At 43.0% G+C, this 17,011-nt stretch carries 8 protein-coding genes; 7 read left to right on the forward strand and 1 reads right to left on the reverse strand.

Annotated elements, in window-relative coordinates:
• Positions 1–60 precede the first annotated feature (60 nt).
• The 4 genes from aceE to ACMVDV_RS17425 all read left to right on the forward strand — a co-directional run bounded on the left by aceE (position 61) and on the right by ACMVDV_RS17425 (position 7,261).
• The gene (aceE, locus tag ACMVDV_RS17410; protein WP_416158932.1) at positions 61–2,727 is read left to right on the forward strand and encodes a pyruvate dehydrogenase (acetyl-transferring), homodimeric type; all 2,667 of its coding nucleotides are present in this window, start codon (positions 61–63) and stop codon (positions 2,725–2,727) included.
• A gap of 11 nt (positions 2,728–2,738) precedes the next feature.
• Positions 2,739–4,652 carry a pyruvate dehydrogenase complex dihydrolipoyllysine-residue acetyltransferase gene (gene aceF / locus ACMVDV_RS17415; RefSeq protein WP_416158933.1) on the forward strand — a complete coding sequence of 638 codons (1,914 nt, stop codon included), beginning with the start codon at positions 2,739–2,741 and terminating at the stop codon, positions 4,650–4,652.
• Between the two features lie 185 nt (positions 4,653–4,837).
• On the forward strand, positions 4,838–6,265 hold the full coding sequence (gene lpdA / locus ACMVDV_RS17420; RefSeq protein ID WP_416158934.1) for a dihydrolipoyl dehydrogenase: 1,428 nt from the start codon (positions 4,838–4,840) through the stop codon (positions 6,263–6,265).
• A gap of 306 nt (positions 6,266–6,571) precedes the next feature.
• A complete protein-coding gene (locus ACMVDV_RS17425; RefSeq protein ID WP_304180310.1) occupies positions 6,572–7,261 on the forward strand; it encodes a tRNA-uridine aminocarboxypropyltransferase in 690 nt (229 codons plus the stop codon).
• Positions 7,262–7,639: 378 nt separating this feature from the next.
• Here the strand turns inward: ACMVDV_RS17425 and rapA are convergent, their stop codons facing one another.
• The gene (gene rapA, locus ACMVDV_RS17430) at positions 7,640–10,534 is read right to left on the reverse strand and encodes an RNA polymerase-associated protein RapA (protein ID WP_304180308.1); all 2,895 of its coding nucleotides are present in this window, start codon (positions 10,532–10,534) and stop codon (positions 7,640–7,642) included.
• A 296-nt stretch (positions 10,535–10,830) separates the two neighbouring features.
• Between rapA and ACMVDV_RS17435 the strand changes: the two genes are divergently transcribed.
• The 3 genes from ACMVDV_RS17435 (at position 10,831) to ACMVDV_RS17445 (ending at position 16,975) form a co-directional block, all read left to right on the forward strand.
• The gene (locus tag ACMVDV_RS17435; protein ID WP_416158935.1) at positions 10,831–12,228 is read left to right on the forward strand and encodes a PhoH family protein; all 1,398 of its coding nucleotides are present in this window, start codon (positions 10,831–10,833) and stop codon (positions 12,226–12,228) included.
• A 66-nt stretch (positions 12,229–12,294) separates the two neighbouring features.
• Positions 12,295–16,089, forward strand: a complete 3,795-nt coding sequence (locus ACMVDV_RS17440; protein ID WP_416158936.1) for an ATP-binding protein — start codon at positions 12,295–12,297, stop codon at positions 16,087–16,089.
• Entirely contained in the window at positions 16,058–16,975 is a 918-nt protein-coding gene (locus tag ACMVDV_RS17445; protein WP_304182415.1) for a diguanylate cyclase, read from the forward strand. Before ACMVDV_RS17440 ends, ACMVDV_RS17445 begins: the two co-directional genes overlap by 32 nt.
• Positions 16,976–17,011: the final 36 nt, after the last annotated feature.

The following is a 17,011-nucleotide window of genomic DNA, read 5'->3' on the forward strand; positions in this document are numbered from 1 at the left end:
CAATGATTACCACAGTACTAATTAAGAACATTCGTATTTTAAACATAAGGAAACCTCCATATGTCTGAAGTCAATAAAATTGACGTAGACGCGCTAGAAACACAAGAGTGGTTACAAGCTCTTGAATCAGTTGTGCGTGAAGAAGGTGTTGAACGTGCTCAGTTTTTACTTGAGCAAGTATTAGAGCAAGCCCGTTTAGACGGTGTTGATATGCCAACTGGCATTAACACAAACTACGTTAATACGATCCCGGTAGATCAAGAACCTGCATACCCTGGGGATGTTAACCTTGAGCGCCGCATTCGTTCTATTATTCGTTGGAACGCAATCATGATTGTATTGCGTGCATCGAAAAAAGATCTCGACTTAGGCGGCCATATGGCGTCTTACCAATCGTCTGCTGCATTTTATGAAGTGTGCTTTAACCACTTCTTTAAAGCGCCGAACGATGTAGACGGTGGTGACTTAGTTTATTACCAAGGCCATATTTCTCCTGGTATTTATGCGCGTGCATTTGTTGAAGGCCGTTTATCTGCTGCCCAGTTAGATAATTTCCGTCAAGAAGTTGATGGCAATGGTTTACCTTCATACCCACATCCTAAGTTAATGCCTGAGTTCTGGCAGTTCCCTACAGTATCTATGGGCCTTGGTCCTATCGCGTCTATTTACCAAGCGCGTTTCTTAAAATACTTAGATGGCCGTGGCTTAAAAGATACCAAAAACCAGCGCGTATATGCGTTCCTTGGTGATGGTGAAATGGATGAGCCAGAATCACGCGGTGCGATCTCATTTGCAGCCCGTGAAAAGCTAGACAACCTTTGCTACCTAATCAACTGTAACCTACAGCGCCTAGACGGCCCAGTAATGGGTAATGGTAAGATCATTCAAGAGCTTGAAGGTCTATTTAAAGGTGCAGGCTGGAACGTAATTAAAGTAGTTTGGGGCAGCGGCTGGGATATCTTACTTGCTAAAGATACCACAGGTAAGCTACTACAATTGATGAACGAAACCATCGATGGTGACTACCAAACTTATAAAGCGAAAGATGGCGCGTACGTACGTGAACATTTCTTTGGTCGTTACCCTGAGACAGCGGCACTTGTAGCTGATATGACAGATGACGAAATCTTTGCCCTTAAGCGTGGTGGTCATGAGCCATCAAAACTATACGCTGCATTTAAAAAGGCTGAAGAAACTAAAGATCGCCCAACGGTTATCCTAGCTAAAACTGTAAAAGGTTACGGCATGGGTGAAGCAGCTGAAGGTAAAAACATTGCGCACCAAGTGAAAAAAATGGACATGACTCATGTGGCTCATTTACGTTCACGTTTAGGTTTACAAGACTTAGTCTCTGATGAAGAGATCAAAGAGCTACCATACTTGACCCTTGAAGAAGGTTCACCAGAGTATAAGTATTTACACGCTCGTCGTGATGACCTGAAAGGTTACACGCCAACACGTATTGCTAAGTTCTCTGAAAAGTTACAGTTACCAGAAGTAGAAGCATTCAAGCCACTACTTGAAGAGCAAAAGCGTGATATTTCTACTACTATGGGCTTTGTTCGTGCACTTAATATCTTATTAAAAGATAAAGGCATTGGTAAAAACATCGTACCAATTATTGCTGATGAAGCACGTACCTTTGGTATGGAAGGTTTATTCCGTCAAATCGGTATTTATAACCCACATGGCCAAAACTATACACCACAAGACCGCGATATCGTTTCTTACTACAAAGAAGCAACATCAGGCCAAGTATTGCAAGAAGGTATCAATGAGTTAGGTGCAATGTCTTCATGGGTTGCTGCGGCAACATCATACAGCACTAACGATTTACCAATGATCCCATTTTATATCTACTATTCAATGTTCGGTTTCCAACGTGTTGGCGACATGGCATGGATGGCAGGTGACCAACAAGCACGTGGTTTCTTATTAGGTGCAACGGCGGGTCGTACAACGCTAAATGGTGAAGGTCTTCAGCATGAAGATGGTCACAGCCATATTCTTGCCAACACAGTACCTAACTGTATTTCTTACGATCCAACCTATGCGTATGAAGTGGCGGTTATCATGCAAGACGGTATTCGTCGTATGTACGGTGAAGACCAAGAAAACATTTACTACTACCTGACGTTAATGAACGAAAACTACGCACAGCCTGCAATGCCTGAAGGTGCTGAAGAAGGTATTCGTAAAGGTATCTACAAGCTTGAAAGCTACGCAGGCAAAAAAGCCAACGTACAGCTATTAAGCTCAGGTACTATCATGACTGAAGTACGTAAAGCGGCTGCTATCTTAAGTGAAGATTACGGCATTGCGTCAGATGTTTACTCGGTAACTTCATTCAATGAGCTTACCCGTGATGGTCAAGACGTTGAGCGTTTCAACATGCTTAACCCTGAAAGCGAGCAAAAAACAGCTTACATCACTAGCGTATTAAATGACTCAGTGACAGTTGCTGCAACGGATTACATGAAAAACTACGCTGAGCAAGCGCGTTCATTCATTCCTAGCAACAACTACAAAGTGTTGGGCACAGACGGTTACGGCCGCTCTGATAGCCGTGAAAACTTACGCCGTCACTTTGAAGTTAACGCAGGCTATGTTGTTGTTGCTACGTTATCTGAACTTGCTAAACGTGGTGAGCTTGAAAAGTCAGTGGTTGTTGAAGCGCTTAAGAAGTTCAACATCGACACGACCAAAGTTAACCCACTGTACGCATAAGAGGTTTTGCAATGAGTATTGAAATTAATGTACCAGATATCGGTGGCGATGAAGTTGAAGTAACCGAAATCTTAGTAAGCGTTGGTGACAAAGTTGAAGTTGACCAATCACTACTAACCGTTGAAGGCGACAAAGCATCAATGGAAGTACCGGCTGCGCAAGCAGGTACTGTTAAAGAAATCAAAGTAAACGTGGGTGACACGGTTACTACGGGCTCTTTAGTATTTTTATTTGAAGGCGAAAGCGCTGGCGAAGAAAAAGCGCCGGAAGCTGCGGCTAAATCTGAAGACGCAGCACCTGCTGCCTCTTCAGGTTCAACAACAAAAGAAGTCACCGTGCCAGATATCGGTGATGATGAAGTTGAAGTGACCGAAGTGATGGTTGCTGTTGGCGACGAGGTTTCAGAAGAGCAATCTATCTTAAACGTTGAAGGCGACAAAGCGGCAATGGAAGTGCCAGCGCCGTTTGCAGGGACTGTTAAAGAAATTAAAGTTGCCACTGGCGATAAAGTAAAAACAGGCTCGTTAGTGTTTGTTTTTGAAGTTGCTGGTAGTGATTCAGCTGACTCAAGCGATGCTAAAGCTGAGGAAGCGCCAAAGGCAGACTCAGCTCCTGCACAAAGTGCTGCGCCGAGCAGTAAAGAAGTTAACGTGCCAGATATCGGCGGTGATGAAGTTGAAGTCACTGAAGTGATGGTTGCTGTAGGCGATAATGTTGAAGAAGATCAATCAATCTTAAACGTTGAAGGCGATAAAGCGGCAATGGAAGTACCAGCGCCGTTTGCAGGCACAGTAAAAGAGATTAAAGTAGCCGCGGGCGATAAAGTATCGACCGGTTCACTTATCTTTGTATTTGAAGTTGCAGGTAGTGCACCTGCTGCTTCTGAAAAAGCGGCACCGGCATCAGCACCTGCGGCTAAAGCAGAATCTGCTCCAGCGCCACAAGCAGCACCTGAAAAAGCAAGTAATGAAAGCTTCGAAAACAACAGTGCGTATGCTCATGCATCGCCAGTTGTGCGCCGTTTAGCCCGTGAGTTTGGTATTAACCTTGCGAACGTAAAAGGCTCTGGCCGTAAAAACCGCGTTGTGAAAGAAGACGTGCAAGACTATGTGAAGAACTTAGTTAAGCAAGTTGAGTCTGGCCAGTTATCTGCTGGTAACGGTAATGCCGGCGGTGGTGAGCTTGGCTTAATTGCATGGCCAAAAGTTGATTTTGCTAAATTTGGTGAAATCGAAGAGAAGAAACTGTCTCGCATTCAAAAGCTATCAGGCAAAAACTTACACCGTAACTGGGTGCAAATCCCACATGTTACCCAGTTTGATGAAGCTGATATCACCACGCTTGAAGAGTTCCGTAAAGAGCAAAATGCTCTTAGCGAAAAGAAAAAGCTAGGTGTTAAAATCACCCCGCTGGTATTTGTAATGAAAGCAGCGGCCAAAGCGCTTGCTGAGTTCCCTACATTTAACTCGTCGTTATCTGCAGATGGTGAAAGCCTAATTCTTAAAAAGTACATCAATATCGGTGTTGCGGTTGATACGCCAAACGGTTTAGTTGTACCAGTATTTAAAGATGTTGATAAGAAAGGCATCATTGAATTATCCCGCGAACTGATGGAAGTATCAGTTAAAGCGCGTGACGGCAAACTAACATCGTCTGATATGCAAGGTGGCTGTTTTACTATCTCAAGCCTTGGTGGTATCGGTGGTACGGCCTTTACGCCAATCGTAAACGCGCCAGAAGTTGCTATTTTAGGTGTCTCTAAATCTGAAATGAAACCGAAATGGAACGGCAAAGAATTTGAACCTAAATTGATGGTGCCACTTTCTATGTCATACGACCATAGGGTGATTGACGGTGCACTAGCGGCACGCTTTACTGTAACTCTTGCAAGTTACATGAGCGATATTCGCCAATTAGTAATGTAACTAATTTAATGCAGTTACTGTAGGCAATATAAATTAAATAGAATCAAATCCCAGCCAGTTGTTTTTTGCTGGGATTTTTACCATTTGCAATGATACAATCTTTGCACAAATGCCCTTTCTGCCTTGCAGAAACATGGCAGTTAAACTTTAGGGCAGTGTCCCGTTCAAACAATTAAGGTAAAAGCATGAGCAACGAATTAAAAACTCAAGTTGTTATACTAGGCGGTGGTCCTGGTGGTTATTCTGCGGCTTTCCGTGCTGCTGACTTGGGCTTAGAAGTTACATTAGTAGAATCACGCGACACATTAGGCGGTGTATGTCTTAATGTTGGTTGTATCCCTTCAAAAGCACTTTTACACGTAGCTAAAGTAATTGATGACGCTGCTGAAATGTCATCTCACGGTGTTACTTTTGGCGCACCACAAATTGACTTAGACAAAATCCGTTCATGGAAAGAGTCTGTCATTGGTCAGTTAACTGGCGGCCTAGACGGCATGGCTAAAATGCGTAAAGTTAAAGTGGTTTACGGTTACGGTAAATTCACAGGTAGCAACACGCTTGATGTTGAAGGCGCAGATGGTAAAACAACCATTACCTTTGATAACGCTATTATCGCAGCAGGTTCGCAACCAGTTAACTTACCTTTCATCCCAGAAGATGACCGTGTAATTGACTCAACGGGTGCGCTTGAGCTTAAAGATGTACCAGAGAAACTACTTGTATTAGGTGGTGGTATCATTGGTCTTGAAATGGGCACTGTATACCGTGCACTAGGTTCTGCAATCGACGTAGTTGAATTTGCTGACCAACTAGTACCAGCAGCTGATAAAGACATCATCAAGATTTATCAAAAATACGTGAGCAAAAAGTTCAACGTAATGTTGTCTACTAAAGTAACTGGCGTTGAAGCAAAAGACGACGGCTTATATGTAACGTTTGAAGGTAAAAATGCACCGGCAGAGCCAGTACGTTATGACAAAGTACTAGTTGCTGTTGGTCGTACACCAAACGGTAAACTACTTGATGCTGACAAAGCGGGCGTTAACGTTGATGAGCGTGGCTTTATCAATGTTGATAAGCAGCTTAAAACAAATGTTGATCACATCTTCGCGATCGGTGACATTGTTGGCCAACCTATGCTTGCACACAAAGCAGTTCACGAAGCACACGTTGCTGCTGAAGTTATCTCAGGTCAAAAACACTTCTTTGACCCTAAATGCATTCCTTCAATCGCGTATACTGATCCAGAAATCGCTTGGGTTGGTGTAACTGAGAAAGAAGCAAAAGAGCAAGGCTTAAGCATCGAAACTGCGGTATTCCCGTGGGCTGCATCAGGTCGTGCCATTGCCTCGGCTCGTACTGAAGGTCAAACTAAACTTATCTTTGATAAAGAAAGTGGCCGTATTATCGGTGGCGCTATGGTTGGTATCAACGCAGGCGAAATGCTGGGTGAAATCGGTCTAGCGGTTGAAATGGGCGCAGATGGCGAAGACTTAGCACTTACTATTCACGCTCACCCAACATTGAACGAATCAATCGGCCTTGCTGCTGAAATCTTTGAAGGTTCGATCACTGATTTACCAAACAAAAAAGCAGTTAAAAAGAAGAAGTAAGTTCTTTTAGTTAATTGTTTAAAAACCCAAGCCTCGGCTTGGGTTTTTTGTTTTTAATTGCCGTCAGCCGTCAGCCGTCAGCCGTCAGCCGTCAGCCGTCAGCCGTCAGCCGTCAGCCGTCAGCCGTCAGCTAAAGATAAGCCTTCTTGACACGTAAGTTGAACTGGGCAAAGTTTGTAGCTGATAGCTGATAGCTGATAGCTGATAGCTGATAGCTGATAGCTGATAGCTGATATCTATTCCCACAGATTTTAGCTACAATACGCGCCGATCAATTTTTAGGTACTTTTTTAGGTGATAAACCACGTGACTAACCGCTCTTCTAATTCAGTACTTGCCTTGCGCGCTCAGCAAATTAGCGAATCTCGCCGAGAGTTTAATGCCCGTGGCGGGAAAATGGATCGTTGTGAGCAATGCTTAATTGCAAAACATTATTGTATTTGTGACGGTGTAGAGCAGGCACAATGTGATGCTGCGGTTTGTATGCTGATGTATCATAATGAAAGCTTTAAACCTTCTAATACCGGGCGGTTGATTGCTGAAATAGTCCCTGATAATCATGCCTTTCGTTGGGACAGAACCGAACCTGACGCTAAGCTTCTGGCTTTATTAAATGACCCGCAATATCAACCTATGGTGATTTTCCCCGCCACTGATGTTGACGATACCGCACGCGTTATTACCGATGTACAAGCGCAGCCAAATAAACGTCCCTTGTTTATCTTTTTAGATGGCACATGGCGTGAAGCGAAAAAAATGATCCGCAAAAGCCCTTATTTAGATGCGCTGCCAGTCCTCTCAATCACCGCAGATAAACTCTCTGATTATCGGCTACGCGTAGCACCGCATGCCCATCAACTTGGCACCGCTGAAGTGGCAATTATGGTGTTAGCGCTGGCAGGGGAGACTGACGCGGCAACTAAGCTTGAGCAGCATTTTATGAAATTTCGCGATGCGTATTTATTAGGCAAGCGCAATAAAGGCAGACCTGAGTAACTCGGTTTCCCCCGCGTAATTATATTTATTCACAAAGAGGTTAAGAGGCGCTGCACTTTAGAGAGGTAATAAAAGGTTCTAGGGTGTATTCGCAGCTCGTTACTCGAAGCCCGTTGCGTTTTTTCTTCTCTGTGTAGCGCGAAGCGCCTCCTGTCATTATATGGAAAAATAGGTTTGTCGCCATAAATGACGACCTACAGGAGCGCGATGCTTACATTACTTGTAGGCGAGTGGCTTGTCACCGCGAAAGTAATCTCATTGTCGCGAGGTAAACTTGCTACAAACTCATATCCTGCACGGCAATAAAAAAGCGCGCTGTAAATTAATACACCGCGCTTTGAAAACTTAAAACTTACCGCTTACAACTTAAAGCTCAAATCAATGCGATACCACAATTAAGCGAATGGCATCTAACTGCAACTGTGCTTTGCCGATATAACTTGTTAGCTCTGTGCGTTGCTTGTCGTAGAAGGTCAGCTCTTCTTCACGGATATTAGGGTTGATCTGTTTCAACGCCGCTAAACGTGCTTGCTCTTCACAGAGAGATTGTTGCATTTGCTCAAGAGCCGTTGCTCGAATAACTTCTAGCTTGGTTTGTGCCATATCTTGCGCTGTTTTAAGCATTGGGTGAATCGCACTTTGTAATGCCCCAGCTAGTTTACTGGCTGTTTGACGGCCTACCGCAGAAAGCTGCTGATTAAAACCATCAAAACCGACGTTATCAGCTAAGTTGTTGCTGGCTTTATCTAATAAAATACGAATTGGCGTCGGTGGTAAAAAGCGGCCTACTTGCAATGCTTTTGGTGCCATGGCTGCCGCTACGTAAATTAGCTCAACAAAGAAGGTACCCGGCGGTAACTTTTTGTTTTTAAGCAGTGCGACAGAGGCTGTACCAAAATCATCATCACAGATCATGTCTAAGGTGCCTTGCACCATTGGGTGATCCCAGCTAATAAAGTGTACATCTTCTTGTGCTAATGCTGTATCACGGTCAAACGTTACAGTCATGCCGTCGTCTTTTAAACTTGGGAATGACGGGTTTAGCATATGCTCAGTCGGTTTTAAGATAATGGTATTTTCACCTTTATCTTCTTGGCTAACGCCAAAGGTATCAAACACGTTGATCATATAGCTTGGTAGTTCAAACTGGTTGTCTAGTTTTTCAATATCGACAACCAGCGAGTCTGCTGCACCTTGGCCTGATGAGTGTAACTCAAGTAAACGGTCACGACCGCTTTCCATTTGCTTACGCAGTACTGCATTTTGAGCGGCTACTTGCTCTAGTAATGGCTCAAGCTCGTCTTCATCACAGTTATGGGCGGCAATAAACTCAAGTAGTTCGTCTTTGAACTCTTTGTATAATAATTGGCCGGTGCTTGAGGTGGTTTCAAAGGCATCTAAGCCTTCGTTGTACCAACGCAGTAATACCTCTTGTGCGCTGTTTTCAAAGTACGGTACATGAATGTTGATATCTTGAGTTTGGCCAATACGGTCAAGGCGACCAATACGTTGCTCAAGTAAATCTGGGTTCAGTGGTAAATCAAATAACACTAAGTGATGCGCAAACTGGAAGTTACGACCTTCTGAGCCAATCTCTGAGCACAGTAATATTTGTGCGTTGTCGTATTCATCAGCAAAGAACGCGGCGGCGCGATCGCGCTCAATAATGGTCATGCCTTCATGGAACACGGATGCTTTGATTGCTTCGCGCTCACGCAGGATTTGCTCGAGGCTGATGGCGGTTTCGGCTTTAGCACAGATCAGTAGCACTTTTTCGCGTTTTAGGGTTTTTAGGGTGTCGATCAACCAATCAACGCGCGGATCAAATTGGCCCCAGCTGGCGCTTTCACCTTCAAATTCTTGAAATATTTTTTCAGGGAACAGGGCACGTTGCGCACTAAGCTCTGCATTTTGAATGCCGCTGATATTACCTAACACTGAAATTGCCGTTTTATATTGCTTTGGCATTGCCATCGGGTAAGCGTGCAGTTTACGGCTAGGGTAGCCGTCAATGCCGCTACGGCTATTTCTAAATAAAATACGCCCTGTGCCATGGCGATCTAATAACATGGCTAAGATCTCTTTACGGGCCGCGGTATCGCCATTTTGTGCTTGTTCTAGCACCTTACTGATGTCGGTTTCTTTTAACAGCTCAATCAACGTGGCTTTGGCGTTGTCATCCAGTGCTTGCTGTTGCAGTAATTGATTTGCCGCCTCTGCCACATGCTTATAATTACTTTCTTCTGCAACAAAGGCATCGTAATCATAAAAGCGATCTGGGTCGAGTAATTGCAGGCGCGCAAAGTGACTGCGGTGACCAAGTTGATCTGGCGTTGCGGTAAGTAATATTAGGCCTGGGATATCTTGGCTTAGTTCAGCCATGCGTTGATATTCAGTGCTTGGTTTTCCGTTGGTAATACTTAAATGATGCGCTTCATCAACAATCAGTAAGTCCCAATCAGCCATGGTGGCTTGTTCAAACCAGCGTTTTTTCTTGGTTAAAAACTCAAGGCTAGTTAGTACTAATTGTTCGGTGTCGAATACATTGGGTGAATCAGCAAACGCTTCATCACAACGCTCTTCGTCAAAAATCGAAAAGTGTAAATTAAAGCGACGTAGCATTTCGACTAACCATTGGTGCTGTAGGTTTTCAGGCACCACGATAAGTACGCGACTGGCACGGCCACTAATAATTTGTTGATGTAAAATCATCCCCGCTTCAATGGTTTTACCAAGGCCTACTTCATCAGAAAGTAATACGCGTGGCGCAAAACGTTTACCCACTTCTTGTGCAATATAAAGCTGATGCGGAATTAAGCTTGCGCGCTGACCAATCAAACCTTTAATCGGCGATTGTTCACGTGCAAACTGATGTTGCCATGTTTGATAGCGCAAGGTGTAGCGATCAAAGCGGTCAACTTGGCCGGCAAATAAGCGGTCTTGTGGTTTATTAAATTTAATAAAGTGATCTAAAAAGGTTTCTTTTAATTGTGCTTGTTCACCGTTATCAACACGGGTACCGTGATAACAAAGTAAATCACCGATAGGTTCAATTGACTCGACTGTAAGTTCCCATTCTTCAACGCTTTTGATCACATCGCCAGGATTAAATGCCACGCGGGTAACCGGTGCTTCTAGCATTGAATAAACACGGTTTTCGCCACTGGCGGGAAATAAAATGCTGACCTGACGGCCTTCAAGGGCAACCACTGTGCCTAATCCTAAATCTGACTCTGTATCACTGATCCAACGCTGACCTAAGGAAAAATTCATGTATGTCTCGTCTATGAAGAAAAAGGCGGCTATGTTACCTGTTAGCTAACACCACTGCAAGGTGCGAACTAGCTGACTTTTAATTAATTTAGCAACTGTGAATTATTCCTATTAAAGCTGATGCGCTAAGGATTAATTCAAAACAAAAAAAGGTTTGTCATAAAACAGACTTTTATGACATCTAAGCTAAACTTAGAATATACCTTAACAATTAAGTTTTTCAGGGTGGAATACACACCCGTTTTATTTAATTAGTTGGGTATAGCATAAAAATCATAAAACGTAAGGAAAGTGCTATGGAAAAAGCTTCGAACCTTGATAGTAAAATGTATGTGCTAGATACCAATGTATTACTCCACGAGCCCCTCGCTTATTTATCTTTCCAAGAACACGACGTTGTGATCCCTATGACAGTTTTAGAGGAACTGGATCATATTAAAGACCGCAAACATGATGTGAGTCGCGATGCCCGTGTGGCTATTCGTGGTTTGGATGAAGTACTCAAAGACGCTAGCCCTGAACAAATGCTGCAAGGGGTAGCATTACCTAGTAATAAAAAGGCCAAAGCATCTTCTGCAGGCACGTTAATTATTGTTAATGATCATTTATTTGCTGATTCGATTTCTGGTTTACCTGGCAATGAGAATGACCATCGTATTATTAACTGCGCCGTACATCTGCAAAAGCAACACCCCCACTGCAAAGTGGTGTTAGTGACTAAAGACATCAACATGCGGTTAAAAGCAAAGGGCGCAGGACTTAAATTTGTTGAAGATTATCGCACCGACCAACTGATTGACGACATTGCATTATTGTCTAGTGGCTATAAAAAAATTACAGGTGATTTTTGGCAACATGTAGGGGAATGCGAGACCGAGCAGCATGGTCGTGACACGTTTCATAAAGTGGCAAAGAGCTTGATCCCCGATGTATTTAGTAACGAATATTTACTGGACGACAGCGGCCACTTTGCGGCAAGAGTAAAGTCGTACGATGAGCAACACATTATGCTCAAAGATATCGGCGTTGAGCGGCTTATGCATCAATCTGCATGGGGAGTAAAACCAAAAAATATCTACCAAGGCATGGCAATGGATGCGTTACTCGACACGGGCATTGAATTAGTTATTTTAACTGGCCCCGCAGGCTGTGGTAAAACATTACTCGCGCTTGCCTGCGCCCTAGAAATGGTGGTTGAAAAAGGCATTTACGATAAGGTAATTGTCACCCGAAACACCCCTGAAATAGCTGAATCAATTGGTTTTTTACCAGGTACCGAAGAGGAAAAAATGGCGCCGTGGTTAGCGGCGATCACCGATACCTTAGAGGTATTACACAAAGGCGACGAAAATCCTATTTCAAGCCGTAACTATATTATGGAAAAGGCCAACATACAGTTTAAATCAGTTAACTTTATGCGTGGTCGCAGCATTCAAAATGCGGTGGTGATTTTAGATGAAAGCCAAAACTTAACCGCCTCGCAGCTGAAAACCATTATTACTCGTTGTGGCGAGGGCACAAAGCTGATTTGCTCAGGTAACCTTGCGCAAATTGACAGTAATTACCTAACCCCAGTTACTTCTGGTTTGACGTATATTGTGGAGCGCTTTAAAGATTTTGAGGGCAGCGCCACGGTGAATTTAAATGGTGTGGTGAGAAGCCGCTTAGCATCGTTTGCGGAGGAAAATTTATAACTTGCGCAGTCTCGCTTGGCTCGCTAACCTTGTTCACAAATTTAGCACCAAGCAACGGATTGTAGATTGAACTTTCTACCTTTAAAACATTACTACCGTTCACTGGCAGTGGCACTTATTGTGCCATTGCTAGTGGCTTTTCTATTGTGCCTACATTTGTACAATATTAAGGTAGAGCGTGCTGTTGCTAAACATGAAGCGGATTTTGCCAATCTAGCAGCGCAAGTTGAGCATGCTATGAATGGTGCTAATGGCTTGGTTACTACGCTTTTTTCCCAATATGAACAGCCACTTTCTTATCAATTTGAGCAACAATGGCTTAAAGATATTAATCAGCAAGATGATTATTACTACCGAAAAATTCCCGACGGTGGTGGTGAAATTGTCGGGCAGGGCAAATTTTCTTCCACGGCGAATGCAATGGCACAATGGCAGCAAGTGATTGCGCTGGGGCCTGCTTTTAATACGGCATTATCGTTAATTCAATCTTTAGCTGCGGTTGCTTACGTTAATGAACAAGGCTTTGCTTATATCAAACGCCGCCATGACGGGGATAGCTTAATGTTAACCCAAGTGCTTGATGGTCACCTGCGTCCTGCGTTTACTGATAACTCGCTAACCTCGAGCGCGATTATTGAGATTGCGGGAAAAAACTATTTTTCGATTGGCCATGCGCGTGAGCAAGGTAGTGAAGATTACATTATGTTGATTTATGACTTGGCCGCCTTTTCAAATTGGTTGCAAAAAATATCTCCTAGCAGTGGTGAATATATATTTTTAAATGATCAGCAAAAGGTCATTGCTAGTTCGCGAAATGAGATTAAAAAAGGAGTGCCACTGACAGAGTATTGGCCTTTGGCAAGCATTACCAATAAGCCAGTTAAAGGGGACGCTAGGTTTGGCAATCTCACTCTTTTACAAGCGCAAAAACAACTCCCCATTTATGCTGGTTACTTTGTGTCGCACTCCGAATTAGTATCACCAATAGTGACAGAGGTAGTCATTGAAGTTGTTTTTTTAAGCGTGTTTTTAGTGATGATGTTCACGACTTTAATTTGGTTGAGTCAGCGCATTTTTGTAAAACCTATGACCTACTTAATGGCGTATCTTGAACAAAATGAGGTGGACTACAAGGCTCCCTCAAATTATCAAATACCAGCTAACTGGCAACCATGGTTTAGCCGGATAAAGTGGGTACTTAATAAAAATCAGCAGCTTGTTGATTCTTTACAACAAGCTAACAGCGAACTCGATGACCAAGTTAAAATTAAAACCCGTGAATTAGCACGCAGTTATGAAGCTAAAGAGCGACATTTAGCCTTGCTCAATACCATGCTAAATAGTGTGCCTGATTTAATTTACTTTAAAAATATTGATGGTTCATTTTTAGGTTGCAACCGTGCTTATGAGCAATACATTGGGGTTGAACAAGGGCAGTTAGTTGGTCAGCAGTTATGTGATATTAGTGATGATAATGGTCAAATTAGCGAGCTGGAACAACAAGTATTAACAACCAAAACGAAAGCAGAGCAGCGCCTTGAAACCCAACTACAAACATTTCAATTAACCATAGCGCCATTTTATAACGAGCAAAATCAATTATTGGGCTCGATGGGAATTGGCCGCGACATCACAGCTCAACAGGATGCACTGTTGGCATTAAAAGCATCTGAGTCTAAATTTCGCAGTGCCATTGAGTATGCCGCTAATGGGGTGATTTTATTGTCACTTGAGCATACCGTATTACAGCTTAATAGGACGGCTCGTAAGATTTTTGATATTGATAAAGCAGCGCCCAATTTATTATTAGCACAGTTATTCCCGCAGCAGCAATGGCAAGAAATAGCATCGCTATTAGCCTTATTGTTGACTGAGAAAAAGAAAGTGTATCACCTTACATTAGGCCAAGAAGAGCTTAATCTTTGGTGGCAGTTGAGTGTTTCTTTAGTGTGGGATGAGCAGCAAGCGCCTTATTATTATGTTATTCATATTCAAGATGTCAGTGCATTAACACAAGCTAAGCAAGATGCAGAGCGAGCAACCGAGGCAAAAAGTCGCTTTATTGCGAATTTAAGCCATGAAATTCGCACACCACTTAATGCGGTGACCGGCTTGATTGATATGGTTGCCCAACAAGGCTTAACAACGCAGCAGCAACAGCATGCAGCGCAAGCAAAAAGTGCTGCACAAAGTTTATTAGCTATGCTTAATCGGATGCTTGATTTTGCGCGAAGCGAGAATAATCAACTACAACTCGACTTGGTTAACTTTGAGTTAGTCGCGCTGGTAGATAGCTGTGAGAGTGTGTTAATTGGGCTTTGCCAGCAAAAAGGTCTCACTTTTAAGATTGAGGTCGATCCGTTAATTGCGCCTCAACTGGTGGGTGATTATATTCGCTTGCAACAAGTGTTAGGTAACTTACTGACTAATGCGGTGAAATTTACCGAACATGGCACTATCACACTTAAAATAACCGCGCATGATATAACTCAAGCGCAGCAAACACTGTGTTTTACAGTGCGAGATACTGGCGTAGGCATTGATAAAGCCGATCAAAGTCGATTATTTGACGCATTTACCCAAGGTGATGAATCGCTCACCCGTACTCATCAAGGTGTCGGTTTAGGACTTGCCATTGTAAAACATGAAGTGGCGTTAATGGGCTCAGAAATTAACGTAGTGAGTGATAAAGGCCAAGGCAGTGAGTTTTTCTTCACAATCACGTTTACTATTGAGCAGCAATCAGCCCTGCCCAATTGGCACAATACATTGGTAATACATTCTGAGCGGGGGATTAATTTACCTGAGGCGTTGCGGCCACTACAGCAGCTACGTTTTTGTATGTTATCTGAACTAACCGACACGACTGAGCTTGCGGAACCACAGCGAATTATTGCTAATGATATTGATGTGGTTAGTATTATTGAGCGGCCTAATATAAAAGCTGCGCTGATGAAAAATAACACTCAGCTCTATGTTGTTAAAAATGATGCGCACATCGTGCTGCCCATTTTTAATAACCTGCAAATTATCAGTATTAAAAGTTCCGCCCTAGTACAACGATTACAGCAGCTCAAACCACTCAATGAATGCTATAAGCTTGATACTGCAACGACAGTGCCTATGCTTAATGTTGCCGGGTTGCTAGTGTTAGTGATTGATGATAATCAACTGAACTTAGATATTATTAGCAATATTTTAAACCAAGCAAATATTAATGTTATGACTGCAAATTCGGCGATGGCAGGGATTGATTTAGTAGCACAAGTAAAGCCGGATCTGGTTTTGATGGATATTCAGATGCCAGAAGTTGATGGCTTACAAGCAACGGCTTTACTGCGACAACAGTATACTCAACAACAATTACCTATTTTTGCGCTTACTGCACACAGTGAATTGGCCGATGAGCAACGCTCATTTGCAGCTGGGATGAACAAGCATCTCACCAAACCTGTTATTGCTGCGACTTTATTAAATGCAATCAATGAGCTGAAAGTAACCCAAGTTGCATTTTTTGATCGTTCTTTTATGTTAGCGCAATTCTCGGGCGATAATGGCTTGCTACAGGTTATGTTAGATAAGTTTGCACAGTTGTGTGCTAGTCATATGCAGCAATTGCAAGTTTCGACTAAGATTAATGACTTAAAACGATTAGTGCACACTATTAAAGGTGTGTCAGGAAATCTTGGGTTTAATCGCCTCTGTGCTGTCGCACAGCAATTAGAAGGTAAACTGCGAGAATCGCAAGACGTTGAGCAATTAGAGCTGAACCAGCTGCTGTTCGAATTAGCACAGGTAAATAGATACATTCAAATACAAGGCTCAGTAAATGTTGAAGAAAGCCAAAATACTGATCGTTGATGATGACCCAATAAACCGATTAGTGTTAGAGAAAACACTAGCAAATGATCACGAGATATTTTTAGTCGAAAGCGGTGAACAAGCCCTGACATTTATTCAATCAACTCAGGTTGATTTAATTATTCTTGATATTGTGATGCCGGGTATTGATGGTTATGAAGTATTAGTTCGATTAAAAGAAAACCCAACTACGCAAGCTATCCCTGTCATTTTTATTTCAGCGAATACCAGCCATGATGATGAAGCGAAAGGATTTGAATTAGGTGCCATGGATTATATTGCTAAGCCATTTAGTACGGCAATAGTTCGTGCTCGGGTACGTAATCAATTACTGATCAAGCAAAAAAATGATTTGCTTGAAGTACTAGCCTCAATTGATGGGCTGACAGAGATCCCTAATCGTCGTTATCTAGACGAAAATTTATCACGGGAATGGCGTCGAAGCCAGCGTACTGGTACTCCATTATCGGTATTGTTAATGGATATAGATCACTTCAAACGTTATAACGATTGTTATGGTCATCGTGCTGGAGATGATTGTCTCAAACGTGTGGCACATGCATTGGTTGCTGCATGTGAGCGTGGCAGCGACTTTGTTGCACGTTATGGTGGTGAAGAGTTTGCCGCTGTATTACCAAATACCAACCAACAAGATGCATGGCAGTGTGCAAATAAACTCAGAGATGCCGTAAATGCTCTCAATATCCCGCATAAAACGTCACTAAATGCCGATCATGTTACCATCAGTATAGGCGTTGCCACTACCGAGTTTGGTCAAGTGTATGCTGAACACACGCTGCTTGAGGAGGCTGATCTCGCTTTATATGAAGCTAAAGCTACTGGGCGCGATAAAATTGTGGCCCGTGTTATTGCTGCAAGTGTGTAGTACAAATAAGAGTGGATGATGATCCACTCTTATTAT

Source organism: Pseudoalteromonas sp. ASV78, assembly GCF_047806705.1.
Classification (GTDB): domain Bacteria; phylum Pseudomonadota; class Gammaproteobacteria; order Enterobacterales; family Alteromonadaceae; genus Pseudoalteromonas; species Pseudoalteromonas prydzensis_A.